This window comes from Streptomyces sp. NPDC058051 (assembly GCF_042885475.1).
GTDB lineage: Bacteria > Actinomycetota > Actinomycetes > Streptomycetales > Streptomycetaceae > Streptomyces.
Genome location: NZ_JBHVRW010000002.1, coordinates 372,882 through 399,845, shown reverse-complemented (window position 1 = coordinate 399,845; position 26,964 = coordinate 372,882). Strand labels below are relative to the sequence as shown.

Genomic DNA, 26,964 nt, shown 5'->3' with positions numbered 1-26,964 from the left:
GTGTGCGGACGGGGGCGTACGGCGTGGTGCTCGGGTCGTGCTCAGAGGTGGGCGTAGACGTCCTCCAGGGAGATCCCGCGGGCGACCATCATCACCTGGACGTGGTACAGCAGCTGGGAGATCTCCTCGGCGGCGGCGTCCTTGCTCTCGTGCTCGGCGGCCATCCAGACTTCGGCGGCCTCCTCGACGACCTTCTTGCCGATGGCATGGACCCCTTTGTCCACCAGCTCGGCGGTGCGGGAGGTGGAGGGGTCGCCGTTGGCGGCCTTGAGCTGCAGCTCGGCGAAGAGCTCTTCGAAGGTTTTGTTCGCCATGATGGTCCTTAGCGTACGGGGTCCGAGCCCCCCGCTCGGCGCCAGGGCTCGCTGACCGTACGCAGCGTGGCGGCGGTGGCGACGGCCGCGGTGACCGCTTCGTGCCCCTTGTCCTCGTTGGACCCTTCCAGTCCGGCCCGGTCGAGCGCCTGCTCCTCGGTGTCGCAGGTGAGAACGCCGAAGCCGACCGGGACGCCGGTGTCGACGGCGACCTGGGTCAGGCCGTTGGTGACGCCGTGCGAGACGTACTCGAAGTGCGGCGTGCCGCCGCGGATGATCACGCCGAGGGCGACGATCGCGTCGTAGCCGCGTCCGGCGAGCACCTTGGCGACCACGGGGAGCTCGAAGCTGCCGGGCACCCGGAGCAGGGTCGGCTCGTCGATGCCCAGCTCGTGCAGGGCGCGCAGCGCGCCGTCGACGAGTCCGTTCATGACCTTGTCGTGCCACTGGGCGGCGACGACCGCGACGCGCAGATCACCGCAGTTGCGTACGGACAGTTCGGGTGCGCCTTTGCCGCTCATGGTTCTCCTACCGCTCGTTTCCGTGATCGTTCACTGGTTGCCGCAGGTCGACGCCGTGGCGGCGTCGAGCCAGGGCAGGTCGTGCCCCATGCGGTCGCGCTTGGTGCGCAGGTAGCGCAGATTGTGTTCGCCGGCCTGGACGGGCATGGGCTCGCGGCCGGTGACGGCCAGACCGTGCCGCAGGACCGCGGCCGTCTTGTCGGGGTTGTTGGTCATCAGCCGGAGGCTGTGGACGCCGAGGTCCTTGAGGATCTGGGCGCCGGCCGCGTAGTCCCGGGCGTCGGCGGGCAGGCCGAGTTCCAGGTTGGCGTCCAGCGTGTCGACGCCGCGCTCCTGGAGCTCGTAGGCGCGCAGCTTCGACAGCAGGCCGATGCCCCGGCCCTCGTGGCCCCGCAGGTAGACGACGACTCCGCGGCCCTCCTCGGTGATCCGGTGCATGGAGGCCTGCAGCTGGGGCCCGCAGTCGCAGCGCTGCGACTGGAAGATGTCGCCGGTCAGGCACTCGGAGTGGACCCGGACCAGGACGTCGTCGCCCGTCCCGATGTCGCCGTGGACGAGCGCGACATGCTCGACGCCGTCGGTCGTGGAGCGGTAGCCGTAGGCGGTGAACGGGCCGAAGCTCGTCGGCAGCCGCACCTCGGCCTCGCGGCGGACGGTCGGCTCCGAGGTGCGGCGGTAGGCGATCAGGTCCTCGATGGAGATGATCGTGAGGCCGTGCTTGCGGGCGAACGGGACCAGTTGGGGCAGCCGGAGCATCACCCCGTCCTCGCCGGCGATCTCGACGATCGCTCCGGCGGGGCGCAGTCCGGCGAGCCGGGCGAGGTCGACGGCGGCCTCGGTGTGGCCGTTGCGGACGAGCACACCGCCGGTGCGGGCGCGGAGCGGGAAGATGTGACCGGGCCGTACGAAGTCGCCGGGACCGGCCTCGCCGCCCGCCAGCAGCCGGAGCGTGGTGGCCCGGTCCGCGGCGGAGATGCCGGTGGTCACGCCGTGCTCCGCCGACGCGTCGACGGAGACGGTGAACGCCGTGCGCATCGACTCCGTGTTGTGCTCGACCATCTGCGGCAGTTCGAGCCGTTCCAGCTCGTCGTTGTCCATGGGCGCGCAGATCAGCCCGCGGCACTCGCTCATCATGAAGGCGACGATCTCGGGGGTGGCCTTCTCGGCCGCGAGGACGAGGTCGCCCTCGTTCTCCCGGTCCTCGTCGTCGACGACCACCACGGGCCGTCCGGCGGCGATGTCGCGGATCGCCTGCTCGACGGGGTCGAGTCTCAGGTCCTCGACGGCGTCCTCGTGTTCCGGGTGCAGCCAGGTGGGCTGGGCAGTCATGCCGTGGCTCCTTCCAGAGCGGGTGTCCGCGAACGCAGCCACCAGTCGCGCATGCCCCACAGGACGAGGGCGCCGTACACGACGTAGATGAGACCGGAGAAGGCGAGACCGCTGTGGAAGTTCAGCGGTACGCCGACCAGGTCGACGAGCAGCCAGGCGAACCAGAACTCGACCATGCCGCGGGCCTGCGCGAGCATCGCGACGAGCGTTCCGGCGAATATGTACGCGTCCGCCCACGGGCTCCAGGACAGTGACGGGAACACGGTGAACAGGCAGCCGACCGCGAGGGTGCCGAGCGCGGCGCCGCCCAGCAGGAACCCGCGCTCGCGCCAGGTGGCGAAGCGCACGGCGATGGAGCCGTCCTGGGCCTGCTGCCTGCCCCGGGTCCACTGCTGCCAGCCCCAGACGGCCACGGCGATGACCACGAGCTGCTTGCCGACGCTGCCCGCCTGGTGGACGGAGACGTTGGCGGCGACCAGGACGACGCCGGAGAGGAGTTGGGCGGGCCAGGTCCAGACCGAGCGGAGCCATCCCAGGGTCAACGCGATCAGGCCGACCGTGTTGCCGATCATGTCGGACCAGATGATGTGCTGCCCGAGGACGGTGAACGCCTCCGAGTTCAGCCAGTTCAGCGCGCTCACTTCGCGGGCTCCTCGGGCTTCTGCGCGGTGTCGCCGAGCAGCCGCTCGACATACTTCGCGATGACGTCCACCTCCAGGTTGACCAGGTCGCCGGGCTTCTTGATGCCGAGCGTGGTCAGGGCGAGGGTGGTGGGGATGAGGCTGATGGTGAAGTAGTCGGGTCCGGCGTCCACGACGGTCAGGCTGACGCCGTCGACGGTGATCGAGCCCTTCTCCACCACGTAGCGGGTCAGTTCCGCGGGAAGGGAGATCTTCACGATCTCCCAGTTCTCGGAGACCGTGCGCTCGACGACGCGGCCGGTGCCGTCGACATGGCCCTGGACGATGTGGCCGCCGAGCCTGCCGCCGACCGCCATGGGGCGCTCCAGGTTGACCCGGGAGCCGGTCTCCAGGGCGCCGAGGCTGGACCGGTTCAGGGTCTCGGCCATCACATCGGCGGTGAACTCGTGCTCGCCGAGGTCGACGACGGTGAGGCAGACGCCGTTGACGGCGATGGAGTCGCCGTGCTTGGCGCCTTCGGTGACGACGGGACCGCGCAGGCGGAAGCGGGAGGCGTCGCCGAGCTGCTCGACAGCGGTGACTTCGCCCAGTTCTTCGACAATTCCGGTGAACACTCAGATTCCCTTCCGGGCAGGGCCGGGGACGGCGGTGATACGCAGATCGGGGCCGATGCGGACGGTCTCGGTGACATCGAGGCGCAACGCTTCGGCGAGGGTGGAGATTCCGGCGTCGGCAAGGGCGGCGGGGCCCGCGCCGAGGAGCACGGGGGCGAGATAGCCGACGACCTTGTCGACCTGTCCCGCCGCGACGAAGGCAGCGGCCAGGGTCGGGCCGCCTTCGAGGAGTACGGAGCGGATGCCCCGCGCGTACAGGGCGGTGAGCAGGGCGGGGATGTCCAGGCCGGGGCCGGTGCCTGCGCGGGGCAGCCGCAGGACGGCCTCTTCGGGGAGATGGCGGGTGTCCGCGTCGTCGGCGACGGCGACCAGGGTGGGCGCGGTGCCGTCGAGGACCCGGGCGCCGGGGCGCACAGCGGTGGCGCCGGTGTCGACGACCACCCGCAGGGGCTGGACGGCGCCTTCGACGCCGCGGACGCCGAGCTGCGGATCGTCGGTACGGGCGGTGCCGGAGCCGACCACGACGGCGTCGGCCTCGGCGCGCAGCCGGTGGACGTCGGCGCGGGACTCGGGAGAGGTGATCCAGCGGCTGGTGGCGTCGGCGGCGGCGATCCGGCCGTCGAGGGTCGCCGCGTACTTCCACAGGACGTACGGGCGGCCGAGGCGCACCGCGGTCAGCCAGGGTGCGTTGCCCGCCTCGGCCTCGTCCGCGAGGAGCCCCTGGCGGACCTCGACCCCGGCCGCACGCAGGGTGTCCGCACCGCCTGTGGCCTGCGGGTTCGGGTCGCCGACCGCGTAGACGACGCGGGTGACGCCGGCCGCGACGAGCGCCTGTGCGCAGGGGCCGGTGCGGCCGGTGTGATTACAGGGTTCGAGGGTGACGTAGGCGGTGCCGCCCCGGGCCCTGTCGCCCGCGGCACGCAGGGCGTGGATCTCGGCGTGGGGCCCACCGGCACGCTGGTGGAATCCTTCGCCGGCCGGCCGGCCCGCGGCGTCGAGGATGACGCAGCCGACGACCGGGTTGGGGCTGGTGGAGCCGAGACCGCGCGCTGCGAGGGTGATCGCTCGGCGCATGGCGGTCGTGTCGGCTGCGGTGTCCACCGGGTCCTCCTGCCTCTTCGGGCACGGACTCCGGGGCCTGTCGATGACGACAGATGAAGCGGAACGCAACGGGGGGACGCCGAATGTCGGACATACGGACGGATCGGTTGCCCGATGACCATCCGCCGACGGCGGCGTACCCGCGAAACGGCCCGCCGCGCACTGCCTCCCATCCGGACTTTAACCGTCGGTCCAGGAATCTCACCTGGTCAACCGGCCGCTGGATGCGGACGGGTCGCGGACTATAACCGCCGGTTCGGAATTGCACCGACCCCGGAGTGCGCTGCTGCTGGTACAGGATCAGTCTGCCACGCCCGCTCATGGGCCATGCGGGTGAGCGCCTGTGGGGTGGCTCACAGGAGAGCCGGACCGTTGCGGAACCCGCACGCACTGCCGCTCGACGACTTCGCCGCCGAGTCGTGCCGTTGCTCGCACGGAACCCCACCCCTGACGAGATCCTGGTCGAGCGGGTTCTCACGCACCGCTGGGCCGAGCGCGACGGCACCCATGACGGCCTCGTCGCGCCGCGCTCCCCGGCCCCGGCCCTGCTCCCCGGCCGCCAGGGCTGACGCCTCCCTCACCTCATGGACCGCCGTTCGCGCCGGCTGACCGCCTTCGCCCCGTGGGGAAGGCGGCCATCGAGGATCTTCTCGCCGTGCGACTCAGCCGGCCGGAGCGAACAGATCGTCCTGGGCCGCGTCCCGGGCGGCCAGCAGCGCGCCGCGGAGCACCGCGGTGCCGCCCAGCAGCCCGGCCCGGACCTCGGTGCGCAGCGGGGACATCCCGGTCAGTCGCTCCTCCACGCGTGCCGCGAGCGCGTCACCGCCCGCGTGGCCCACCTCGCCGGCGAGCAGCACACAGCCGGGGTCGAGGACCGCTGCGACGGCGGCGGCGCCGAGGGCGAGCCGTTCGGCCAGGGCGTCCAGGAACGCCTCACTCTCCCCCTCTCCCGCCAGCGCGGCCCGGACGGCGAACGCGGCTCCCGGCTCCTTGTCCCCCTCGGCCGACCCCGGGGGCACGGCGATGCCGTGGCCTGCGGCGAGTTCACAGACCGGGGCGGAGCCCACCAGCGAGTGGAACCCGCCGTCGCAGTTGACGGCCGACGGGATCCCGGCCGTGCCGGGCACCGGCAGGAAACCGACCTCGCCCGCACCGCCCGAGGCTCCGCGGCGGAGCTTCCCGTCCAGCATGACGGCGGCGCCGACGCCGTGGCCGAGCCAGAAGAGCACGAAGGTGTCGTGGTCGCGGGCCGCGCCGCTGCGGTGCTCGGCGACGGCGGCGAGATTGGTCTCGTTCTCGACCAGCACCGTCGCGGGCAGTCGCTGCTGGAGCACGCGCACCAGTCTCCGGTGCCAGGCGGGCAGGCCGCTGGTGTCGCGCAGTTCGCCGGTGATCGGGTCGATCAGACCGGGCGCGCCGATGCCGACGCTGTGCAGCGCGGCGGCGCCCGCCTCGCGCGCGGTGCGTTCCAGCAGGGCGGCGGCCTGTTCGGCGGCGGCCTCGGTGCCGGTGTCGCCGGCGATGGGCAGGGTGGCCTCGGCGAGCGTGGCGCCGAGGAGATCGGCGACGACCACGGCGACACTGCCGGTGCGTACGTCGAGCGCGGCGAGGTGGGCGCGGTCGGCGGCGATCCCGTACAGCCGGGCGTTGGGGCCGCGGCGCCGGGCGCCGGCCTCACCGACCACCCGGATCAGCCCGGCGCCCTGCAGTCGTTCGACGAGGTCGGCGACGGTGGGCCGGGAGAGGCCGGTCAGGGTCTTCAGCTGTGTGGCCGTCAGTGGGCCGTCCTGCTGGAGCAGTCGCAGGGCGAGCCGGTCGTTGATGGCCCGAGCGGTGCTCGGTGATGCGGGCATGCCGGGATCCTTCCAGATCACTGCCGCACGGGATGAACGGGTGGACTATTTATCAGGCAGGGTTCCTGATAGTTTACGGCCGCACCGTGAGGACGGGCACCGGACCCGCCGGTGCCGGAGGATTCCCAGGGGAGGGCACGGCGGTATGACAACGAATTCCACGGAGACGGTCTTCGGCATGGAGCAGGTGAGGCGGGCCCGGATCGCCGTCGCCACGGTCTTCACCGTGCACGGCGCGGTGACCGGCAGTTTCGCCACCCGCGTGCCCTGGATCCAGGACCACGCCGGGGTCAGCGCGGGACAGCTCGGCCTCGCCCTGGCCTTCCCGGCGATCGGCGCCTCGCTCGCGATGCCGCTGGCCGGCGCGGTCAGCCACCGCTTCGGCTCCAAGACCGCCCTGCGCGCACTGCTCGCCCTGTGGACCCTGGCACTGCTCCTGCCGTCACTGGCGCCCAACCTGCTGACGCTGTGCGCCGCGCTCTTCGTGTACGGGGCGTCGGCCGGCATGTCGGACGTGGCGATGAACGCCCTAGGCGTCGAGGTCGAGAACCGCCTGGACAAATCCATCATGTCCGGGCTGCACGGCATGTGGAGCGTGGGCGCCCTGATCGGTTCGGCGGCGGGCACGGTGGCCGCGCACCTGGGCTCCGACGCCCGGCTGCACCACCTGATCGCCGCCCTCACCCTCACCGTGCTCGGCCTGATCGCCTGCCACGGCGTACTGGATCTGCGCAGCGAGCCGGACGAGGAGCCGCCGCCGCGCTTCGCGCTGCCGCCGAAGTCGGCGCTCATCATCGGCGCGGTCGGCTTCTGCGCCGTGTTCGCGGAGGGCGCCAGCCTGGACTGGTCGGCCGTCTACCTCCGGGACATCATGGACTCCTCCGCCGGGCTCGCCGCGGCGTCCACGACGGCGTTCACGCTCATGATGGCGGTGGCCCGGATCGCCGGCGACAAGGTCGTCGACCGCTTCGGGGCGGTCAGGACCGTACGGACCGGCGGCGTCCTCGCCACGGTCGGCGGACTGCTCGTGGTCGCGTCACCGAACGCGGTCCTGGCGATGTGCGGCTTCGGATTCCTCGGCCTCGGTATCGCCGTGGTCGTCCCGCTCGCCTTCGCGGCGGCCGGACGCAGCGGCCCGAACCCGAGCCAGGCGATCGCGGGCGTCGCGACCATCACGTACACCTCCGGGCTCATCGCCCCGTCCGCGATCGGCTCGCTGGCCGAGGCGACCTCGCTGGTCTTCTCGTTCGGCCTGGTGACGGTGCTGGCGTTCGGCCTGGTGCTGGGGGCCGGGGTGCTGCGGGCGGGCGACCGCAAGGCCGCGTCGCCCTCGGAGGCCGTCGCTCCGAGCAAGGCAGCGGCCGAGCCGCGCCCCTGAGCCGACGGACGGCACGGCAGGGCAGGGCACGGTGGGGCACGGCGGACGGTTCGACCGCCGGAGCCGGCCACGCGTTGGCCATACAGCTGAACACAGTTCACAGGTACGACCGCACCGGCGCGGTCGTACCTGTTCGGGGTGATGACGCCTCACACCTGATTCACGCAGGGGATTCCGGGTGGTGCGCCCACGGCCCGCCACCCGGCCATCGGCGCACCACGCTGCGGCATTACGATGGCGCTGATCATTTCTGCGGCATGCGCCGGGCCGGGCGAGGCACTGGACTCCGCACCGACACACAGGGAGCGACCATGGGCCTCGGCGTGCGCTGGACCTTGCACGGCGACGGGAAGACCCCCGCACCGGGGGCCGTGGTCCGGCCGGACGAACGGCTCTCCTGGCCCCGCACGTTCGGACTCGGCGCCCAGCATGTGGTCGCGATGTTCGGCGCCTCGTTCGTCGCCCCGGTGCTCATGGGCCTGGACCCGAACCTGGCGATCATGATGTCGGGTGTCGCGACGGCCATCTTCCTGCTGGCCACGCGCGGCCGGGTGCCCAGCTACCTGGGCTGTTCGCTCTCCTTCGTCGGGGTGGCCGCGACGATCCGGGCGAGCGGCGGCAGCAGTGCCGTGGTGACCGGGGCGGTCTTCGTCGTCGGGGTGGCGCTCTTCCTCGTCGGTCTCGCGGTGCAGCGGTTCGGCGCGCGGATCATCCATGCGGCGATGCCGCCGGTGGTCACCGGCGCCGTCGTCATGCTGATCGGTTTCAACCTGGCCCCGGTGACCGCGTCGACGTACTGGCCGCAGGACCAGTGGACGGCCCTGCTGGTGATGCTGTTCACCGGACTGGCCGTCGTGTGCCTGCGCGGATTCTTCTCACGTATCGCGATCTTCCTCGGCCTCGTGTTCGGCTACGTGCTGTCCTGGGTCCTCGACCGGGTCTTCGGCAAGATCCACTCCCCGGCCGGCGGCGCCGAGGCCGTCGACCACTGGCGGCTCGACCTGTCGGGCGTCGGCAAGGCCGACTGGATCGGTCTCCCGTCCTTCCACGCGCCGAGCTTCGAGTGGTCGGCGATCCTGGTCGCCCTGCCGGTGGTCATCGCGCTCATCGCCGAGAACGCCGGACACGTGAAGGCCGTCGGCGAGATGACCGGCGCCTCGCTGGACGACAAGCTGGGCACCGCGATCGCCGCCGACGGTGCCGCGTCGATGCTGTCGACCGCGGTGGGCGGCCCGCCGAACACCACCTACTCGGAGAACATCGGCGTCATGGCCGCGACCCGCGTCTACTCCACCGCCGCGTACTGGGCCGCAGCGTGCTTCGCCCTGCTCTTCGGCCTCTGCCCCAAGTTCGGTGCGGTCGTGGCCGCCATTCCCGGCGGTGTGCTCGGCGGCATCACCGTCATCCTGTACGGCATGATCGGCCTGCTCGGCGCCCAGATCTGGCTGCACGGCAACGTCGACCTGCGCAACCCGCTGAACCTGGTCCCGGCCGCGGCGGGCATCATCATCGGCGTCGGCGGGGTCAGCCTGAAGATCAGCGACAACTTCGAGCTGAGCGGCATCGCGCTGGGCACGATCGTGGTGATCACCGGCTATCACGTCCTGCGGGCCTTCGCTCCGGCGCATCTCAAGACCCAGGAGCCCCTGCTGGACTCGGGGACATCGGCATACGACGCACCGGGACCGACGGACAAGCCGTAGCCGAGCGGCGGGCGCCACCGGCCGCCGGCACACCCGGCCCGGTGCGCGTCGCGGACGTTCGCCCGCACACCCGGCCTCGGCGCGTCGCGGACGTTCGCCCATTCCGATGAACCCCCGGCCGGTCGGCGCCGTCGAGCGCCCCCGGCTGGGACGCTGCCCCCATGGCGCAGTCCGAACAGGTGCAGAAGTCCGCGGCGGACACCGAGGAGACTTCCCGCGCGGCCCCCGACCTCACCTCCGTGATCGAGCGGATGCGCGCGCTGGGCTCCGCCTGGCCGCGGGAGGACGGGGTGGAGGTCTTCAACCGGGTCTATCTGGCGGTCACCGAGACCATCGGCGGGCGGATCGACGACGGTGCGTTCCGCGACCGGCGGGCCACGGCCACGCTGGACGTGCGGTTCGCCGAGCGCTACCTCTTCGCTGTCGACGCCGCCACGGCGGGGCACCGGACGCCCGACTGCTGGCGTCCGCTGTTCCAGTACCGGCGCCATCCCGGCGTACGGCCGCTGCAGTTCGCGCTGGCCGGCATCAACGCGCACATCGGCCACGATCTCGCCCTCGCCGTCGTGGACACCTGCCACACGCTCGGCTGCGCCCCACCCGACCTCGAAGAGGATTTCGACCGGGTGGGCGACCTCCTCGTGGCCCTGGAGGAACAGATCCGCGAAGATCTGATGCCGGGCCCCGATCTGCTGGAACTCGCGGACCCGCTCACGCATCTGCTCGGCTCGTGGAGTCTGGAACGGGCCCGCGAGGCGGCCTGGTCCGCGTCCCTGGTGCTGTGGCGGTTGCGTGACGTGCCGCTGCTCGCCGAGGAGTTCAGAAAGCGGATGGACTCGGGAGCGGGGCTGGTGGGGCGCTGTCTGCTCACTCCCTGTCGCTGACGCCGCCCCGATCCGCCCGTCAGAAGCAGTCGCCGTACCAGTGGACGGCGCCGGGCGCCGTGACCGCGGCACGGACCGCGTCCGCGGCGGCGTGCAGCGGACGCGCCATGCCCACCTGCTCCCGCACCGTCCGGTGGTCGGCCAGCAGGGCCGGAAGGGCCGCCCGGACCTCGGGGCCGTCGGGAATCCGGACCCGGGCCCGGCTCAGCCCCGCGGCCCGGCCCCGTTCGGCGACGGCGGCGAACAGCTCGCCCAGTCCGCCGGGCGCGCCCGCGTATTCGCGTACCTCCACGCACTCCCCCTCGTACTGGGCGACGATCCAGCCGACGAGCGCCCCCGACCCGGGGTCCTGTGCCACGAGCGACCGGTCGAGCGGCCCGTACCAGGCGGGAACGCGCACCGTCCAGTCCTCCGGGGCCCGCAACGAGCTGAGCGGCCTGTCCGCGTTGTACGCGTGGTGCAGGGCGGCCACCTCCGCGGCGTCCTGGGCGGTGGCCGGGCGGACCGGGAACTCCCCGGGGGCAGGGCCGGCCGCGAGCGTCCCCTCGGTGTACGTACTGCTGAATTCCTGCCATCCCGAACTCCGGTAGACGCCGGGCGTCCCGGTGAACAGCAGTGACCAGGCGCACTGTTCGGCCGTCATGGTGCGCTCCGCCTCCACCAGCAGCCGCCGCACCAGTCCCTGCCCCCGGGCCTCGGGACGGGTGGCGACGCTGCCGATGCCGCCGACCCGCCGCGCGGTGCCGTGCGCGTCGCGGATCAGCCTCGGCACGTAGACGACGACGGCGTCGATCCCGTCCCCCGGATCGTTCTGCGCGACGAACGTGTGGCGGTGGCGGTCCGGGTCGAGCGCGTGCAGCCGGGCGATGTGCGGGGCGTCGAAGCACTGCCGCCACAGTGCGGCCAGGGCCGGATCGTCCGCCGCCGTCGCGGTCCTGAGGACGGTGGTCACAGGATCAGGTTCCCGTCCGTGCGGACCGATTCGCTCTGCGCGGGCATCGCGCCGCGCTTCGTCCCGTCCTCCACACACGCGGTGTGCAGGACCGACTCCAGGGCGTCCGGGGCGAGGTGGAGCGTGCCGCCGGTGAAGCGGCTGCCGGTCGCCGCGTAGTGGTTCGTGCCGTCGGCGATGCGCACATGGGCGGTGTCCGCTCCCGAGGCGGTGCTGCTCAGCGCGGTGATGTCCCAGGTCACCGCTCCGGGCCCGGCCGCTCGCCCGAGCAGCGCCTTGGCCTTGTTGCCGCCGGTGAGGCGGGTGCCGCCGGTGACGGTGATCCGCTGGTCGCGCACGGCGCTGAGTTCGATGCCGGTGTTGTCGTAACTGCCGCCGTAGATCCGCAGATCCGCCGATCCGACCGAGAGCGGGGCCGCGTCCTCGGCGCCGGTGACGGTGCAGTCGGTGAAGTGGACGGGCCCCGCGCCGCGCAGGATCGCGCCGTCGACGCCCTTGAAGGTGCAGCGTACGAAGTGGACGGGCGCGGTGACCGGGGTCTGGACGAGGACGGCGCCGGCCGGCGGCTCGAAGGAGCAGTCGCTGATGGTGGTCGGCCGGGTGGAGCGCGCGGAACGCTGGGCGACGGCGAAGGTCTTGGCGGTGCAGCCGCGCACCTGGGCTCCGTCGGCGTTGACGGTGAGTGTGCCGGCCTGGTCGAAGGTGGGGCGCGCGATCACCGTGATGTCTTCGAGGGTCAGATCGGTGATCTTCGTGTTGGCGGTGAACCAGGAGCAGACGTGTCTGCGTACGGTGATCCGCTTGGCGGAGATCCCCCACTGCGCACCGGAGTTGGCTATGTCCATCAGCCCGGAGTTGCCGTCGAAGAGCAGATCGTGCTCGTACTGGCCGTGTGTCGTGAAGGGGTTGCCGCCGGCGTCGTCTCCGTCGCCGTGGCAGTTCACGACGGTGCAGTACGCCGAGGCGGTGAGGTCGTTGAGATGGCGGACATTGCTGGTGGTGCAGTCCGCGACCCGTCCGTACAGGCAGTAGATCTGCTGGGTGAGATAGCCCGCACCGCCGTACTCGACGGTGGGCGGGTTCTTCAACGAGCAGTCCTCGGTGCGGAACCGGGTGCACCAGCGGCGCATGATGACCGGCCAGAAGGCGCCGGTGGCGTGGATGCCGGTGACGTCGCAGCCGACGGCGTACTCGAAGCTGACGGGGTGCGAGCCGGTGTACTCGTCGGGGCCCGCGCCCTCGAAGACGAGGTTGCGGACGTGGGTGTTGCGGACGGGTTCGACGCGGGTCCAGGTGAGAGTGCGGCCCTCGGCGAGTTCCCAGCCGTTGAGGTAGCCGATCCGGATGTGCTCCGGGTCGATGATCTCGGTGATCTCGACCAGTTTCTGCAACTCGCGCTCGTCACCGCCGCCGCCCGCGACCGGGTCGACCCGCACGGCCCACCACTGGCCGACGTCGAACGCCTTGGCGTCGGGGACCGGGAAGGTGTCGGTGAGTTCGATGACCTTGCCGGAGAGCGTGTGTGTGACGGTGGTGTCGGTGACGGTGCCGCGGAAGGAGAGGACGGCGCCGAAGGGGTTGTCGTGGGTGTTCTTCTCGATGCCTTCGGTGAGCATGCGGTGGCCGCCGAAGTCGAGTTCGATGTCGGAGCGGTTCCAGAGGTGGCGCTTGGTGAGGAGGAGGTCGGTGTGGGCCTCGATGCGGTGGACGCTGTGGTCGGCGATCATCGCGTCGAGGGCGGCGTCGGCCGGTTCCTCGGCGTCGAAGTGGCCGAAGGTGCGGAAGTCGAGGGTGCCGGTGTGGAGCTGGTGCCAGCGTCCGGTGCTCGTGCCGGTGGGGGCGATGACGGTGCCGCCGTTGTGTGCGGCGTCGGACTTCTTGTTCCAGCGCACGGCCATCGCGCCGCCGTCGCCGGGGGTGTGGTAGCCGGCGATCAGGATCTGGGTGCCGTCGTCGAACGGATTGGTGTTCAGCGCGCGCAGGGCGGCGACGGTGTCGACCCGCAGCACGTCGCCGGTGTGCGAGGGTGCGGCCTGCGCCGGGCCTGCGGCCACGGCCGAACCGGCCACGACCAGACCGGCCAGCCCCGAAGCCCGCAGCAGGCTACGACGGGACGAAGCGGAAGCGGAGGGCGAAGCGGAGGACGGTGCATTGACGGACATGGCGGAGGGGCTCCTCGCGGTGTCGATGCGTGCTCGATGGAGTCAGAGGGTGTTTCTGTACGGCGGCATGAAACGCATGCGCGGCATCTGGTCGGCGAGGACGCCCCCGTCGACGACGATGCGTGCCCCGGTGAGGTAGGCCCCGGCGTCCGAGGCGAGCAGCAGCAGCGCGCCCACGCACTCGTCGGGCTGTGCGTACCTGCCGAGCGGGATCCGCTCGCGGTACGCGGATTCGAAACCCTCCCGGTCGAAGGGGAACTCGCCGTCGATGGGGGTCTCCACCATGCCGGGGGCGAGCGTGTTGGCGGTGATGCCGTGCGGGGCGAGCTCCACCGCCAGGGTCTCGGTGAGGAGCTGGGCGGCGGCCTTGGAGGCGTTGTAGTGGGCCAGGCCCGCTTCCGCCACCAGGGCGTTCTTCGACGTGATGGTGATGATCCGGCCGGCGACGGAGTCCGCCGTCATGTGTTCGGCGACGCGCTGGCTGAGGAAGAAGACGGCGTCGACGTTGACCCGCATGATGTGCGACCAGCTCGCGGGGGTGATCTCGTTGAAGCGTTCCAGTGCCGCTGTTCCCGCGTTGTTGACCAGGATGTGCAGCGGTCCCGCCTCGGCGCGCACGGCGTCGACGAAGCCGGGCAGCGCGTCGATGTCGGCGAGGTCCTGTCCGTGGACACGGGCGCGCCGGCCGAGCGCCTCGACGGCCGCCGCGGTCTCGGCGATGCCCTCGGCCCCGGGCAGGTCGACGAGGACCAGATCGGCGCCCGCCTCGGCGAGGGCGACGGCGAAGGACCGGCCGAGGCCCCGGGCGGCTCCCGTCACGATCGCGGTGCGGCCGGTCAGATCGAAGCGGTCGGCGGAGCGGGGCGGGACGGCTGCGGTCATGGCGGGGGTTCCTCCAGGCGGAGACGTACGAAAGAAGGGTGGGCCGCCGCGCAAGGGACACAGGGGGGAGCGCGGCGGCCCCACTGCCGGTACGGGGTTCGAGCACGGGGGTGGCCCGTCCGCCGTACCGGCAGATCCGTGGGGAACGGCCGGTCAGCCGTTCAGGCCCAGCAGGTCCAGCGAGGGCCGGTGGATGATCCTCTCCACCGCGTCCACGTCCAGCGGCGGCAGTCCGGGGATGCCGGGGATGCGGGCGATCTCCCGGAGCCCCTTCACCGAGTCGTCGACCGTGGTGAACGGGTAGTCGCTGCCGAACATCAGCTTGTCGAACACCCCGTAGTCCTGGACCAGCCGCAGGCTGTGCCAGAGCTGGAAGGGCCGGTAGTGCAGGGCGCTGATGTCCGCGTACACGTGCGGGTGCTTGCGGATGACCGCGATGCACTCGCCCTCGAAGGGGTGGCCGAGGTGGGCGAGCACCATTCGCAGTTCGGGGTGGCGGATGGCGACGGCGTCCAGGTGGCGGGGCATCGCCCATTCCAGCGGGGCGTTCGAGACGAACGTGGTGCCGGTGTGGACGAGGAGCGGAAGCCCGTGCCGTTCGGCGTAGCCGTACAGCTCGTCGTACTCCTCGGCGGCCGGGTCGAAGCCCGCGTACATCGGCATCAGTTTGATGCCGCGCAGGCCCAGTTCCTGGTGGCCGTAGCGGAGTTCGTCCTGCCAGCCGGGCTGGGTGGGGTCGAGGGCGAGATAGCCGATCAGCCGGTCGGGGTGCTGTCCGACGTACGAGGCGACGGCGGCGTCGTCGACCCAGAGCCCGCTGCGCCGCGCCTTGCCGCCGACGACGATCGTGCGGGTGCCTTCGGGCGCCGTCGCCGCGTACTCCTCCCACTTCACCGTGAGGTCGACCTCGCCGGCGTGGGCGCGGGCGGAGTCGGACCTGAACGGGTCGGTGAAGTCGTGGCTGTGCCGGAAGAGGTGGGAGTGGACGTCGACGATCATGTCCGGTTCCGCTTCTCCCAGCCGTCCGCGAACATGTTCCAGAAGCGGTGGCTGGGCGGGTGTTCCTCGAAGACCTCGTCGACCAGCTCGACGCCGAGTCCCGGCGCGGTCGGCAGTCCGATGTGGCCGTCGACGATCGGGAGGGTGCCCTTGAGTGCGTCGAAGACGTAGTCCTCAAGGAGTCCGTCGAAGGTTTCGAGGATCTTGAAGTTGGGGATTCCGAGCGTCGCGTGCACCGAGACGGTGGTGCAGAGCGGCGAGTTGGAGTTGTGCGGGGCCACGAGCATGCCATGGGTATCGGCGATCGCGGCGAGCTTCCTGACCTCGGTGAAGCCGCCGGCCATCGAGAGGTCGGGCTGGATGATGTCGACCGCGTTCGTGGCGAAGAGCTGCTTGTACTCGTAGCGGTTGTGGAAGTGCTCGCCGCCGGAGATCGGGAACGCGGCGCGCTGCCGCAGCTCCGCGTAGCGCTCGATGTGCGTCCAGGGCATCGGCTCCTCGAACCAGCCGATGTCGAAGGGCTCCAGTTCCCGGACGAGCCGGGCGGCGGTCGGCATGGCGAACCGGGCGTGGCCCTCGATGAACAGGTCGACGTCCGGGCCGATGGCTTCGCGGACGGCGGCCACGAGGTCGACGGAGCGGCGCAGTTCGGCGCGCTCCAGCTCGTGCAGACCGGGGCCGAACGGGTCGAACTTGAGAGCGGTGAAGCCCTTCGCAACGGTCTCCTTGGCCTTGGCCGCGAAGACCTCGGGGTCGCGCTCGCCGGTGTACCAGCCGTTGGCGTACACGCGTACCTCGTCCCGGCAGGCGCCGCCGGTCAGCCGGTACGCGGGCACGCCGAGCGCCTTGCCCATCAGGTCGTACATCGCCTGGTCGAGGCCGGACAGGGCGACGCCGCCCATGTCGCCGCCGCGCAGGAAGTCGCCCTGGTAGACGCGGAGCCAGACTTCCTCGATGTCGAAGGGGTCGGCGCCGATGAGGTGGCGCCGGGCGAGGGACTCGGTGAGTGCGCAGACCTCGCGGACCCGGTAGGGGTGGGTGATCTCCCCGATGCCGGACAGGCCCTCGTCGGTGTGGACCCGGACGTAGCCGAAGTCGCGCCAGGAGGTGCCGAGCATCAGGGTCTCGACGCGGGTGATCCGTCCGGCGGGGCCGGCGGGGCGGGTGCGGTTGACGGTGAGCATCAGCGGGTCGCTCCTCCCATGGTGGACGTGTTCTCCAGGTCGCGGGCGCCGCCGTCGGCGAGGACGGCCTTGACCGCGGCCTCGGTGCCCTCGATGAGGCGGTCCACGTCGGCGTCGGTGTGGGCGTAGCTGATGTGGCTGCGCTTGAGGTTGAGCGGCAGCTCGAACAGGCCGTGGTCGAGGAGCCTGCGGCGGTAGCCGACGAACAGCGAGGCGTCGTTGTGCAGCAGGTCGGCGTAGGTGCGGGGGGTCTCGCCCGGCATGAAGTAGCTGACGAAGACGGAGCCGTAGCCGGTGACGACGGCGGGGACGCCGAGGCGCTCGTACAGTCCGGTCAGTTCGTTGCGGACGCGGTCGCCGAGCCGGAAGACGTGCTCGTGGACCGGCTCCTCGCGCAGCTTGCGCAGGGTGGCGAGGGCGGCGGCGACGACGGAGGGGTGTCCGTTGTACGTGCCGGCGAAGAAGGCGGGGGCGCCGGGACGGGTGGAGAAGAGGTCCATCAGGTCGGCACGGCCGCCGATGGCGCCGACGGGGGCGCCGTTGGCGATGGCCTTGCCGAGGGTGGTGAGGTCGGGGGTGACGCCGGAGATCTTCTGCCAGCCGCCGATGTCGTGGCGGAAGCCGGTGATGACCTCGTCGAAGATCAGGACGCTGCCGGCCCTGGTGGTCTCCTCACGCAGCGTGGTGAGGAACTCCTGGTACGGCAGGAGCGCGCCGACGTTGTGCGGGACGGGTTCGACGATGACGGCGGCGATGTCGGAGCCGTGCTCGGCGAAGGTGCGGCGGACGGCCTCGCTGTCGTTGAACGGCAGGACGAGGGTGGCTTCGAGGACCTCGGGCAGGATGCCGGTCGAGATCGGGTCGTGGCCGCCGACCTTCTCGGGGGCGGAGATGACGTTGAGGCTGACCGCGTCGTGCCAGCCGTGGTAGCAGCCTTGGAACTTGACGACCAGGCGGCGGCCGGTGGCGGCGCGGGAGACGCGCAGCGCGTGGAACGTGGCCTCGCTGCCGGTGCTGGTGAGCAGCACCTTCTCGATCGACGGGATCAGCTCGGTGAGCTGTTCGGCGAGGAGGACCTCGCCCTCGGTGACGCCGACTCCCATGTGGCCGAGAGTGGCGCCGGCCTCGGCGGTGGCGCGGGCCACGTCCGGGTCGTTGTGACCGAGCAGCGGGGGGCCGAACGCCGAGTGGAAGTCGATGTACTCGCGTCCGTCGGCGGTACGGAACCGTGCGCCGTCGGTCCCGGTGACGACCAGGTCGGTCAGTCCGGGAACGCTGCGCTGACCGCTGTTCACGCCGCCGGGTACGACCTGGCGGGCGCGCTCGGCGAGTCGGGCTCCGGATTCCTTGCCTACCGGGCCTGAACTCATGGTGCTTGCTCCTTGCGTCGAGAGTCGTCGGTTTTCACAGGCCCTGCCCGGCCTGTGAGTCCCTGGCGCCATCCGCCCGGCAGTCGCCGCAGGAAGAGGTGATCCGTGGTGCGTGGGTGATGCGTCTCGCTTTTTCCGAACACTGTTCTGTAGAGCAGAACAGTGCTCGGATACTACGTGCGACATCAGGGCCGGTCAACCCCTTTCCGGACACCGAATGGCCCGATTCCGCAGCCTTGTTCACAGAGAAAACGCAATCCATCCGTCCCGGAGGCACTAAACTGTTCTGCTATGACGAACAGTGCTGCCCCAGAAGAACCGAAGTACTGGGTCAAGAGCGTGGCCAGGGCAGCGGACATCCTTGAGGCGCTCGCCACCCCCTCGCAGGGGAACGGCCTCAGCGTCACGGAGGTCGGCCAGGCCTGTTCCATCTCCAAGAGCGCCGCCTTCGGCATGCTCCAGACCCTGCGCGCCTACGGCCTCGTCTCCGACGACGGCGAGGGCATGAACCGCCGCTACCGGCTCGGCATGAGCCTGGCCCGGCTCGGCGACCGGGCCCGTTCCCAGGTGTCCCTGCGGGAGGTCGCCCGCCCCGTCCTGCGCGAACTCACCCGGACCACCGGCATGGCCTCCAGGCTGGCCGTTCCCGAGGACGGCCACGCGGTCGTGGTGGACCAGGTCGAGCTCGACCAGCGCGTCCGGCTCGACCTGCGGATGGGCCAGCGCGAGCTGCCGCACTGCACGGGACTGGGCAAGGCGCTGCTCTCCGCCGTGCCGCAGAGCGAGGCCGCCGCGGTCGTCGAGCGGTTCGGACTCCCCCGGCGTACGTCCCGCACGATCACGGACCCGGCGACCTTCCTGTCGCATCTGCGCGACATCGCCAGGGTCGGCTACGCACTGGACGACGAGGAGGACGCCGAGGGCATCATCTGCATCGGCGCGCCGGTCTTCGACGACCGTTCGGTGTGTGCCGGGGCCGTCTCCATCACCGGACTCAAGCTCGGCCTGCCGGCCTGGCGCTACCAGGAACTGGGCGGCCAGGTCCGGGACGCGGCCCGGCGGATCAGCGTCCTGCTGGGCTGGGTCGACGAGACGGAGGACGACACGACCGAGGCCGACCCGTCGCATTCCGGCGAATTCAAGTCTTGACCAATCGGCGCAACCCGCCGTATGTTCCCTGCCAACCCCGGTGACACTCACACGCCACCGGCGATTTACCCCTTCCGGTCCGCTTCCGGCGCCTGCCCACCGCGCCGTGAACATCTGACGGCCGGACCCTTTTCAGCCATCCGCCTCGTGGCAGTCCACCGCAGGAACGCTTCCTCATTCTCGGCACTTCTCGGAAGGCGAAGTCCGCATGAGCGTTCCGCACCAACACACCAACGCTTCGTCCCGTCGTAGCCTGCTGCGGGCTTCGGGGCTGGCCGGTCTGGTCGTGGCCGGTTCGGCCGTGGCCGCAGGCCCGGCGCAGGCCGCACCCTCGCACACCGGCGACGTGCTGCGGGTCGACACCGTCGCCGCCCTGCGCGCGCTGAACACCAATCCGTTCGACGACGGCACCCAGATCCTGATCGCCGGCTACCACGCCCCCGGCGACGGCGGCGCGATGGCCGTGCGCTGGAACAAGAAGTCCGACGCCGCACACAACGGCGGCACCGTCATCGCCCCCACCGGCACGAGCACCGGACGCTGGCACCAGCTCCACACCGGCACCCTCGACTTCCGCACCTTCGGCCACTTCGACGCCGAGGAACCGGCCGACGCCGCCCTCGACGCGATGATCGCCGACCACAGCATCCACCGCATCGAGGCCCACACCGACCTCCTCCTCACCAAGCGCCACCTCTGGAACCGCTCCGACATCGAACTCGACTTCGGCGGCCACCGCATGCTCACCGAAGGCATCGAGAAGAACACCCACGACAACCCCTTCGGCGCCGTCCTCTCCTTCCGCGGCACCGTCACCGACACCACCGTCACACACACGCTGAGCACGGCGATGCCGGACCTCTCCGATCTCTTCGAGGTCGGCGACGCGTCGACGTTCTCCGTCGGCCAGTGGTGGGCCGTGGAGATCAACGCCCTGTCGGGGCAGTACGAGAAGGAGATCCAGCGTCTCGTCCAGGTCACCGATGTCGTCGACGGGACGCACATCCGGGTCAACTACCAGATCGGCTGGGACCTGGCCGCCGGCCGCACCCTCACCTGGACCCGCATCGAGCCCGTCGAGCGCGCCCATGTCCGCAACCTCGTCTTCGAGGGCTGGGGCGAGGACGAGATGACCGGCTCGCACCCGGTGTCGTACGAGTACGCGGTGCGCTGCGACGTCTCCGGCATCGAGGCCATAGGCACCTTCTGGCCGGTCATCATGCGCCGCTGGTGCACGTACTACCGCACCGAGCAGTGCTCGCTGACCAACCCCAAGTCCGTCACGTACGGCGGCGCGGGCTATCTCACCCAGCAGATCTACTGTCTCTACGGGCACGTCGAGGACTGTCACACCTCCAACGCCCGTCACCTCAACGACTTCACGGCTTCCGCCTACTGCTACGTCACCAACTGCCACGGCGACGGTGACGACGAGGGCCCGTTCGTGACGCACGGGCAGTTCGAGCACGATCTCGTCTACACCGGCAACTCCGGGCTGATGACCTTCGCCAACTCCGGTGCGGCGTGGGGCGGCAGGGCCAAGCGGATCACGGTGCGCAGGCACGCCTGTTCCTGGTTCGTGGCCCGCGTCAAGATCACCGATCTGACGCTGGAGGACGTCCTGGTCATCGGCAAGAAGTCGCTGGCCGGTTCCGGAATGCTCTGGGTCAACGCCGACGGGGTGCAGATGCGCGGCTGCACGGCCACCGGTCCGCTGATCGTCTCCCGGGCCTCCGACCTGTCCGCCCGCCCCAATGTGATCGCCGACTCCTCGTTCGCCTTCGAGGCGGGCGCGGAGATCACCCAGGCCAATGTCACCGCCCCGCTCACCCTGCAGCGCAACACGCTGAAGGGCGTCGACGGAGCCGTCTTCAACGGCACCGGTCCGCTGGTCCTGGACAGTTGCGTCCTGACGGGTTCCGAGAACACCGCCCCCGTCTCGCTCGCGCACACCGACGTCACCGTCCTCGGCGGCGAACTCCGCAACAGCGGCCTGAAGCTGACCTCGTCGAAGGACCAGCGGCTGCGCGTCGACGGCACGCGACTGACCGGCACCAACAAGGACGGCGCCCTGCTGGCCCGTACCGGCTCCGGACGCACCGTCGACTGGCAGCTCAGCGGCCTCGACTCGACCGCACCCGAGGGCACCGCCCATGTGCTGGTCACCGAGGGCACCAACCGCTACCGGGCCACCGGCTCCACCTTCACCGGTGGCCGTCTCGAACTGCGGCCCGCGGCGTTCGGCGGCTCCAGCCATCTACTGCACACCGGCTGCGTCGAGGACGGCACCGTGCGCACCGCGCTGCCGGACGAGGGCGAGCGCGTCGCCCACACCGTGGCCACGCTGCGCTTCTGACCACTCCGCCCATCGAGCACCAGGGATTCCCGTGTCCACGCATACCCCGATCACCGGCCGGCCCGTACGGGTCGCGCTCGTCGGCGCCGGCAACCGCGGTCTGACGTACGTCGAGTGGATCAAGGCGCACCCCGAGCGCGCCGAGCTCGTCGCCGTCGCCGATCCGCGCCCCGCGGCGCGGGCCGCCGCCGGCGCACCCGTCGAGTTCGACGACTGGCGGCCGCTCGTCGACCACCGCATCGCCGACGCCGTCATCGTCGCCACCCAGGACCGTTTCCATGTGGAGCCGGTCCTGGCCCTGGCCGAGGCCGGATACGCGATCCTCGCCGAGAAGCCCCTCGCCCCGACCGAGGACGAGACCCGGCGGATCGTCGAGGGTGTGGAGCGGGCCGGGGTCCTGTTCGCGGTGTGCCATGTCATGCGGTACACCCCCTACACCGACCTGGTGAAGGAGGTCGTGGACTCCGGCGTGCTCGGGCAGCTGGTCTCCCTCGACCATCTGGAGCCGGTCGGGTGGTGGCACTACGCGCACAGTTATGTGCGCGGGCCCTGGCGCAGCGAGAAGGGCTCCTCCCCGATGCTGCTCGCCAAGTCCTGCCACGACCTGGACTGGATCACGTATGTCATGGGCGGCCGGATCGAACAGGTCACGAGCTTCGGCGGACTGAAGCACTTCCGGCCCGAGAACGCTCCGGCCGGGTCCGCCGACCGTTGTCTCGACTGTGCGGTCGAGTCCGGCTGCCCGTACAGCGCGTTGAAGCTGTACATGCCGACGCTGCGCGACAAGGGCGCGGTCTGGCCGGTCACCCACGTCACCGAGGCCACCGACGAGGCGGGTCTCGTGCGGGCTCTGCGCGAGGGGCCGTACGGCGTCTGCGCGTACCGCAGCGACAACGACGTGGTCGACCACCAGGTGCTGGCGATGCAGCTGACGGACGGGGTGACCGCGACCTTCCAGATGGTGGCGTTCACCGAGCAGACGCATCGGCAGACCCGGATCTTCGGCTCGCACGGCTGGCTGATCGGTGACGGTGAGCGGGTCACCGTGCAGGACTTCCGGACCGGGGAGTCCACCGTCCATGAACTCGGCGCGTCCGGTTCGAACGCGGCCGACGGGCACGGCGGCGGGGACGCCGCGCTCGTCGAGGCGTTCGTCACCGCCGTCGCCACCGGTGACGCCGGGGCCGTCCGCTCCGGTCCCGCCACCTCGCTCGGCAGCCATCTCGCGGCGTTCGCCGCAGAACGTGCCCGGCACACCGGCACCGTCCAGTCGGTGCCGGTCCAGTGACACCCCCTCACCCCCGCCCGACCCTCACGTCCTCGGAGGACCACCTCATGTCCCGTCTTCTCACCCGGCGTTCCAGAGTCCGTGCCCTCGCCGCCCCCGTCCTGGCCACCGCGCTGGCCGCCGGTGTGCTGGCCGGCTGCTCCAGCAGCGACAGCGACGGCAACACCGTCACCATGTGGACCTACCCGGTCATCTTCGACGAGGCCAAGAACAAGGCCTACTGGGACGGTCTGATCAAGGCGTTCGAGAAGGAGCACTCCGGCGTCAAGGTGAAGGTGGAGACCTTCCCGTGGGCCAACCGCGACACCGCGCTGGCCACCGCGATCGCCTCCGGCAAGGGCCCCGACGCGGTCTACCTGATCCCGGACCAGCTGCCGAAGTACGCCAAGAGCATCGTCCCGGCAGACGAGTACATGCCGGCCGACGCCAAGTCGGACTACACGGACTTCGCGCTGAAGTCCGTCACGGTCGACGGCAAGGCGCTCGCCACCCCGATCCTGACCAGCGCCAACCCGCTGATCTGCGACAAGCGGGTGTTCGCCGCGATCGGCGAGAAGAACTACCCGACGAGCTGGGCGGACCTGGAGGCGCTGGCCCCGAAGCTCAAGGAGAAGGGCTACTACGCCACCAGCTACAGCGGTGACACCCAGCAGACGCTGAACATGACCTTCTACCCGCTGCTGTGGCAGGCCGGCGGCGACGTCTTCTCCGAGGACGGCAAGAACGTCACCTTCAACGACGCGGCCGGCGTCAAGGCGCTCACGTACCTGAAGAAGCTCGTCGAGGGCGGCTACACCGACAAGGACCTGGTCACGACCACGCCCAAGCTGGAGCAGACCCCGATCGCCAAGGGCAAGGTGGCCTGCACCTGGCAGAACACCCCGGCGGACGTGGAGCCGTTCTGGGGCAAGGAGAACATCGTCGTCCAGCCGCCGCTGAAGGACGCCGAGTCGATCGGCTACGGCACCGTGGGCGCGCTGTCGATGCTGAAGGGCGCCGACAAGAAGAACACCGGCGACTGGTTGAACTTCGTCGCCGAGTCGAAGAACGCGGCCGGTCTGCAGAAGGCCGCCGGCTACTTCCCGGCCCGCACGTCCGGCGGCGACCTGTACCCGGACGACGCGCTCCAGACGGCCGTCGGCGCCACCCTGTCGAGCATGACCGTGGGCCCGCTCCACGACAAGGCCCGTGAGGTCCAGGGCGTGCTCGCGCCGGAGATCCAGGCGGCGCTGCTGGGCAAGAAGAGCCCGCAGGAGGCGCTTGACGCCGCGCAGAAGGCCGCGCAGGCGATGCTCGGCCGCTGATCGACCGCGGGGCCGGGGTCCGGCCGCACCCGGACCCCGGCCCCGCTCCCCCTCCCGCAATTCCCCCGTACCGCAAGGAGATCCCCGTGGCAGTCGTCGCGGAACCCACCCGCCGGGGCCGTCGCAGCGGGCCGCAGGCGCGCCGCGAGGCCCGGATCGGCCTGCTCTTCGTCCTCCCGTGCTTCCTGCTCTTCCTCGCCTTCCGCTTCGGTCCGGGCGTCGCCGGTGTGCTCATGAGCTTCACCGACTACTCCCTGACCGGTGGCGGCAGCTTCGTCGGGCTGGACAACTTCACCCGCCTGTGGAACGACCCGCTGTTCTGGCAGGCGCTGAAGGTCACGGTCCTCTACACCGTGCTCGCCGTGCCGGGCACCCTCATCGCGTCGGTGTCCCTGGCGCTGATCACCCGCCGCGCCTTCCGCGGCGCCAAGATCTTCCGTTCGGTGTTCTTCCTGCCGGTCGTCACCTCGCTGGTGCTGGCCGCCACCGTCTTCGTCTGGATCTTCTCGACCGGCGGCCCGTGGTCCACGCTGATGGGCTGGTTCGGGATGTCCGAGGGGTCCTGGCTCTCCGACGACGTGCTGGTGCTGCCCGCGCTCGCGATCGTCGGTGTCTGGTCCCGCTTCGGGTACGGGATGCTCATCCTGCTGGCCCGGATGCAGGACATCCCGCGGGAGCTGGAGGAGGCGGCGCTGACCGACGGCGCGGGCCCCTGGCAGCGGTTCCGGTACATCGTGCTGCCGCAGCTCAAGCCCGCCCTCTTCTTCCTCGCCGTGATCGAGACGACGGCCTCGTTCCAGGTCTTCGACGCCGTCTACACGATGACCGGGGGCGGTCCCGCGAACGCCAGTTACACGCTCGTCTTCCAGCTCTACGACGCGGGCTTCAAGTACTTCGACCTGGGCTACGCCTCAGCCATCGGCGTCGCGCTGTTCGCGCTGACCGTGGTGGTCGCGGTGCTCCAGCGGCTCGTGATCGGGAAGGACCAGTGACCATGACCTCAGCACCCGTCAAGACCGAGGCGCCTCCCGTGGACGAGGCGCCCGCGACCCCGGACCGGGCCGCCCGCCGCGCCGAACGCAGGCTGCGCAAGCTCTCGGAGCAGGACACCGTCCCGTACGGCATGCGGCCCACCCGGGCCGGCCGGATCGGCCGCGCCGTGCTGCTGACGGTGGCCGCGATCGCGACGATCTTCCCGTTCTACGCGATGGTCGTGCTGTCGCTGAAGCCGTCCGCGGCGGTCGATTTCCCCGGCAGTCTGCTGCCGTGGCCGCTGACCGGCGAGGCGTACGACACCGTCATGAACGCCCAGGACGTGCCGCGCTGGCTGGTCAACACCCTGGTCTACTCGGTCGTCTCGGTCGTCGGCGTGCTGCTGCTCGCCTCGCTCGCCGGGTACGCCTTCGCCAAGAAGCGCTTCCCGGGCCGGGAGCCGATGTTCTGGTCGTTCCTGTCGATGGTGATGGTCCCGTACCACGTCACGATGATCCCGACCTTCGCGATGATCGCGAAGCTGGGCGGTGTGGACACGTACTGGGGTCTCATCGTGCCGACCCTGGCCAACGCCCAGGCGGTGTTCCTGATGCGGCAGTTCATCCAGGGCCTGCCCGACGAACTCTTCGAGGCGGCCCGGCTCGACGGCTGCAACGAGTGGCAGATCTTCTACCGGATCGTGCTGCCGCTGCTGAAGCCGATCCTCGCGACGCTCGGCGTCTTCGTCTTCCTGTGGCACTGGAACGACTTCCTGTGGCCCCTGGTCATCGGCCAGTCCACCGACATGCGCACCCTCACCGTCGGCATCGCCTCGCTCCAGCAGCAGAACGTGCCGCTCAATGTGGTGCTCTCCGGCTCCGTCATCGCGTTCGTCCCCATCTTCGCCGCGTACATGGTGGGCCAGCGCTACTTCACCGAGGGCGTCACCGCGTCCGGAATCAAGGGATAGCCACACATGTTCACCGATGAGGCCGCTCTGGAAGAGCGGCTCGCCACCCCCTCCCCCGCGCTCGTCGCCGACCTCGGCCGCCTCGAAGGCGATCTGCTGGTGCTCGGCGCCGGCGGCAAGATGGGCCCCAGCCTGTGCCGGCTGGCCCGTCGGGCGCTGGACTCCGCGGGCCGTACGGATGTGACCGTGTACGCGGTCTCCCGCTGGTCCGACAGGTCCGCCGCCGACGAGCTGGAGGCGGCCGGGGTGTCCACCGTCGCCTTCGACCTGATGGACCCGGCCGCCGATCTGGCCGAACTGCCGGACGCCGGGAACGTCGTCTTCATGGTCGGCGCCAAGTTCGGCTCCGCCGGGGCACCGTCACACGCGTGGGCCGTCAACGCCGCCATGCCGGACCGGGTGGCGCGCCGCTGGTCCGGCGCGAGGATCGCCGCCTTCTCCACCGGCAACGTGTATCCGCTGGTCCCGGTCTCCTCCGGCGGCTGCACCGAGTCCGACCCGGTCGGCCCGGTCGGCGAGTACGCCATGTCGTGCCTGGGCCGTGAGCGGATCTTCGGCCACGCCGCGCTGACCCGGGGCACCAAGGTCGCCAACATCCGCCTCAACTACGCGGTCGACCTGCGCTACGGCGTCCTCGCCGATGTCGCGTACCGCGTCCAGGCCGGCGAGCCCGTCGACGTGACGACCGGTCACGCCAATGTGGTGTGGCAGGGGTACGCCAACGAGGTCGCGCTGCGTTCCCTGCTGCACGCCACCGACGGCGAGGCGTTCACTCTCAATCTCACCGGCCCGGAGACCGCTTCGGTGCGCCGCATCGCGCAGTGGTTCGGTACGGAGTTCGACCGGGAGCCGGTCTTCGCCGGTGAGGAGGCGCCGACCGCCCTGCTCTCCGACGCGAGCCGCTGCCACGCCCTCTTCGGCTACCCGGACGTCGCCCTGCGCACCCTCGTCGAGTGGCAGGCCGACTGGCTGCGCCGCGGACTGCCGCTGTCCGGCAAGCCCACCAAGTTCCAGGTCCGTGACGGAAGGTTCTGATCC

Annotated in this window: 24 protein-coding genes and 1 riboswitch; of the genes, 11 read left to right on the top strand and 13 right to left on the bottom strand. The window is 70.9% G+C overall.

Annotated features, from left to right (window positions below; translation table 11 throughout):
* Window positions 1-41 precede the first annotated feature (41 nt).
* Genes ACFVUT_RS05320 through ribD form a run of 6 tightly spaced genes read right to left on the bottom strand, consistent with a single transcriptional unit; the run spans window position 42 to window position 4,520 of the window.
* Window positions 42-314: a phosphoribosyl-ATP diphosphatase gene (locus tag ACFVUT_RS05320; protein WP_365236943.1), complete on the bottom strand. Its 273-nt coding sequence runs from the start codon at window positions 312-314 to the stop codon at window positions 42-44.
* A gap of 8 nt (window positions 315-322) precedes the next feature.
* The gene (gene ribH / locus ACFVUT_RS05315; RefSeq protein WP_389647466.1) at window positions 323-835 is read right to left on the bottom strand and encodes a 6,7-dimethyl-8-ribityllumazine synthase; all 513 of its coding nucleotides are present in this window, start codon (window positions 833-835) and stop codon (window positions 323-325) included.
* A 30-nt stretch (window positions 836-865) separates the two neighbouring features.
* Entirely contained in the window at window positions 866-2,164 is a 1,299-nt protein-coding gene (locus ACFVUT_RS05310) for a bifunctional 3,4-dihydroxy-2-butanone-4-phosphate synthase/GTP cyclohydrolase II (protein WP_389647464.1), read from the bottom strand.
* The gene (locus ACFVUT_RS05305; RefSeq protein WP_389647462.1) at window positions 2,161-2,805 is read right to left on the bottom strand and encodes a nicotinamide riboside transporter PnuC; all 645 of its coding nucleotides are present in this window, start codon (window positions 2,803-2,805) and stop codon (window positions 2,161-2,163) included. The genes ACFVUT_RS05310 and ACFVUT_RS05305 overlap by 4 nt, the downstream gene beginning before the upstream one ends.
* Entirely contained in the window at window positions 2,802-3,419 is a 618-nt protein-coding gene (locus ACFVUT_RS05300; protein ID WP_389647460.1) for a riboflavin synthase, read from the bottom strand. Before ACFVUT_RS05300 ends, ACFVUT_RS05305 begins: the two co-directional genes overlap by 4 nt.
* On the bottom strand, window positions 3,420-4,520 hold the full coding sequence (gene ribD / locus ACFVUT_RS05295) for a bifunctional diaminohydroxyphosphoribosylaminopyrimidine deaminase/5-amino-6-(5-phosphoribosylamino)uracil reductase RibD (protein ID WP_389647457.1): 1,101 nt from the start codon (window positions 4,518-4,520) through the stop codon (window positions 3,420-3,422). It lies immediately after the preceding gene.
* Between the two features lie 155 nt (window positions 4,521-4,675).
* Window positions 4,676-4,806: riboswitch (FMN riboswitch) on the bottom strand.
* A gap of 139 nt (window positions 4,807-4,945) precedes the next feature.
* Here ribD and ACFVUT_RS05290 point away from each other — a divergent pair.
* Window positions 4,946-5,089, top strand: a complete 144-nt coding sequence (locus ACFVUT_RS05290; RefSeq protein WP_389670917.1) for a hypothetical protein — start codon at window positions 4,946-4,948, stop codon at window positions 5,087-5,089.
* A 93-nt stretch (window positions 5,090-5,182) separates the two neighbouring features.
* Here ACFVUT_RS05290 and ACFVUT_RS05285 read toward each other — a convergent pair whose 3' ends face one another.
* Window positions 5,183-6,373 (bottom strand): ROK family transcriptional regulator, encoded by a 1,191-nt coding sequence (locus tag ACFVUT_RS05285; RefSeq protein WP_389647452.1) that lies wholly within the window; start codon window positions 6,371-6,373, stop codon window positions 5,183-5,185.
* Window positions 6,374-6,518: 145 nt separating this feature from the next.
* Here ACFVUT_RS05285 and ACFVUT_RS05280 point away from each other — a divergent pair, with 145 nt between their 5' ends.
* From ACFVUT_RS05280 to ACFVUT_RS05270, 3 genes are all read left to right on the top strand, one after another.
* A complete protein-coding gene (locus ACFVUT_RS05280) occupies window positions 6,519-7,751 on the top strand; it encodes an MFS transporter (protein ID WP_389647450.1) in 1,233 nt (410 codons plus the stop codon).
* 311 nt (window positions 7,752-8,062) lie between these two features.
* Window positions 8,063-9,454, top strand: a complete 1,392-nt coding sequence (locus tag ACFVUT_RS05275; protein ID WP_389647448.1) for a uracil-xanthine permease family protein — start codon at window positions 8,063-8,065, stop codon at window positions 9,452-9,454.
* Between the two features lie 161 nt (window positions 9,455-9,615).
* Window positions 9,616-10,338: a DUF5995 family protein gene (locus ACFVUT_RS05270; RefSeq protein WP_389647445.1), complete on the top strand. Its 723-nt coding sequence runs from the start codon at window positions 9,616-9,618 to the stop codon at window positions 10,336-10,338.
* Window positions 10,339-10,357: 19 nt separating this feature from the next.
* On the opposite strand, the gene ACFVUT_RS05265 is transcribed toward ACFVUT_RS05270, so the two are convergent.
* The 6 genes from ACFVUT_RS05265 to ACFVUT_RS05240 form a co-directional block, all read right to left on the bottom strand.
* Window positions 10,358-11,290, bottom strand: a complete 933-nt coding sequence (locus tag ACFVUT_RS05265) for a GNAT family N-acetyltransferase (protein WP_389647442.1) — start codon at window positions 11,288-11,290, stop codon at window positions 10,358-10,360.
* Window positions 11,287-13,452: a peptidase C14 gene (locus ACFVUT_RS05260; protein ID WP_389647439.1), complete on the bottom strand. Its 2,166-nt coding sequence runs from the start codon at window positions 13,450-13,452 to the stop codon at window positions 11,287-11,289. The genes ACFVUT_RS05265 and ACFVUT_RS05260 overlap by 4 nt, the downstream gene beginning before the upstream one ends.
* Before the next feature lie 42 nt (window positions 13,453-13,494).
* Window positions 13,495-14,334 carry an SDR family NAD(P)-dependent oxidoreductase gene (locus ACFVUT_RS05255; RefSeq protein ID WP_389647436.1) on the bottom strand — a complete coding sequence of 280 codons (840 nt, stop codon included), beginning with the start codon at window positions 14,332-14,334 and terminating at the stop codon, window positions 13,495-13,497.
* A gap of 153 nt (window positions 14,335-14,487) precedes the next feature.
* Window positions 14,488-15,333: an amidohydrolase family protein gene (locus ACFVUT_RS05250; RefSeq protein ID WP_389647433.1), complete on the bottom strand. Its 846-nt coding sequence runs from the start codon at window positions 15,331-15,333 to the stop codon at window positions 14,488-14,490.
* On the bottom strand, window positions 15,330-16,517 hold the full coding sequence (locus tag ACFVUT_RS05245) for a mandelate racemase/muconate lactonizing enzyme family protein (protein WP_389647430.1): 1,188 nt from the start codon (window positions 16,515-16,517) through the stop codon (window positions 15,330-15,332). Before ACFVUT_RS05245 ends, ACFVUT_RS05250 begins: the two co-directional genes overlap by 4 nt.
* Entirely contained in the window at window positions 16,517-17,887 is a 1,371-nt protein-coding gene (locus ACFVUT_RS05240; protein WP_389647427.1) for an aspartate aminotransferase family protein, read from the bottom strand. Before ACFVUT_RS05240 ends, ACFVUT_RS05245 begins: the two co-directional genes overlap by 1 nt.
* Before the next feature lie 291 nt (window positions 17,888-18,178).
* Between ACFVUT_RS05240 and ACFVUT_RS05235 the strand changes: the two genes are divergently transcribed.
* The 7 genes from ACFVUT_RS05235 (at window position 18,179) to ACFVUT_RS05205 (ending at window position 26,961) form a co-directional block, all read left to right on the top strand.
* Entirely contained in the window at window positions 18,179-19,036 is an 858-nt protein-coding gene (locus ACFVUT_RS05235; RefSeq protein ID WP_389647425.1) for an IclR family transcriptional regulator, read from the top strand.
* Window positions 19,037-19,244: 208 nt separating this feature from the next.
* Window positions 19,245-21,392: a peptidase C14 gene (locus ACFVUT_RS05230; RefSeq protein ID WP_389647422.1), complete on the top strand. Its 2,148-nt coding sequence runs from the start codon at window positions 19,245-19,247 to the stop codon at window positions 21,390-21,392.
* Between the two features lie 31 nt (window positions 21,393-21,423).
* Complete coding sequence (locus ACFVUT_RS05225; RefSeq protein ID WP_389647420.1) at window positions 21,424-22,680, top strand: Gfo/Idh/MocA family protein; 1,257 nt, start codon at window positions 21,424-21,426, stop codon at window positions 22,678-22,680.
* Between the two features lie 47 nt (window positions 22,681-22,727).
* Window positions 22,728-23,984: an ABC transporter substrate-binding protein gene (locus ACFVUT_RS05220; protein WP_389647417.1), complete on the top strand. Its 1,257-nt coding sequence runs from the start codon at window positions 22,728-22,730 to the stop codon at window positions 23,982-23,984.
* An 86-nt stretch (window positions 23,985-24,070) separates the two neighbouring features.
* Window positions 24,071-24,976: a carbohydrate ABC transporter permease gene (locus ACFVUT_RS05215; RefSeq protein WP_389647414.1), complete on the top strand. Its 906-nt coding sequence runs from the start codon at window positions 24,071-24,073 to the stop codon at window positions 24,974-24,976.
* A 2-nt stretch (window positions 24,977-24,978) separates the two neighbouring features.
* Entirely contained in the window at window positions 24,979-25,926 is a 948-nt protein-coding gene (locus tag ACFVUT_RS05210; protein ID WP_389647411.1) for a carbohydrate ABC transporter permease, read from the top strand.
* Window positions 25,927-25,932: 6 nt separating this feature from the next.
* On the top strand, window positions 25,933-26,961 hold the full coding sequence (locus ACFVUT_RS05205) for an NAD-dependent epimerase/dehydratase family protein (RefSeq protein WP_389647408.1): 1,029 nt from the start codon (window positions 25,933-25,935) through the stop codon (window positions 26,959-26,961).
* The last annotated feature ends 3 nt before the right edge of the window (window positions 26,962-26,964 follow it).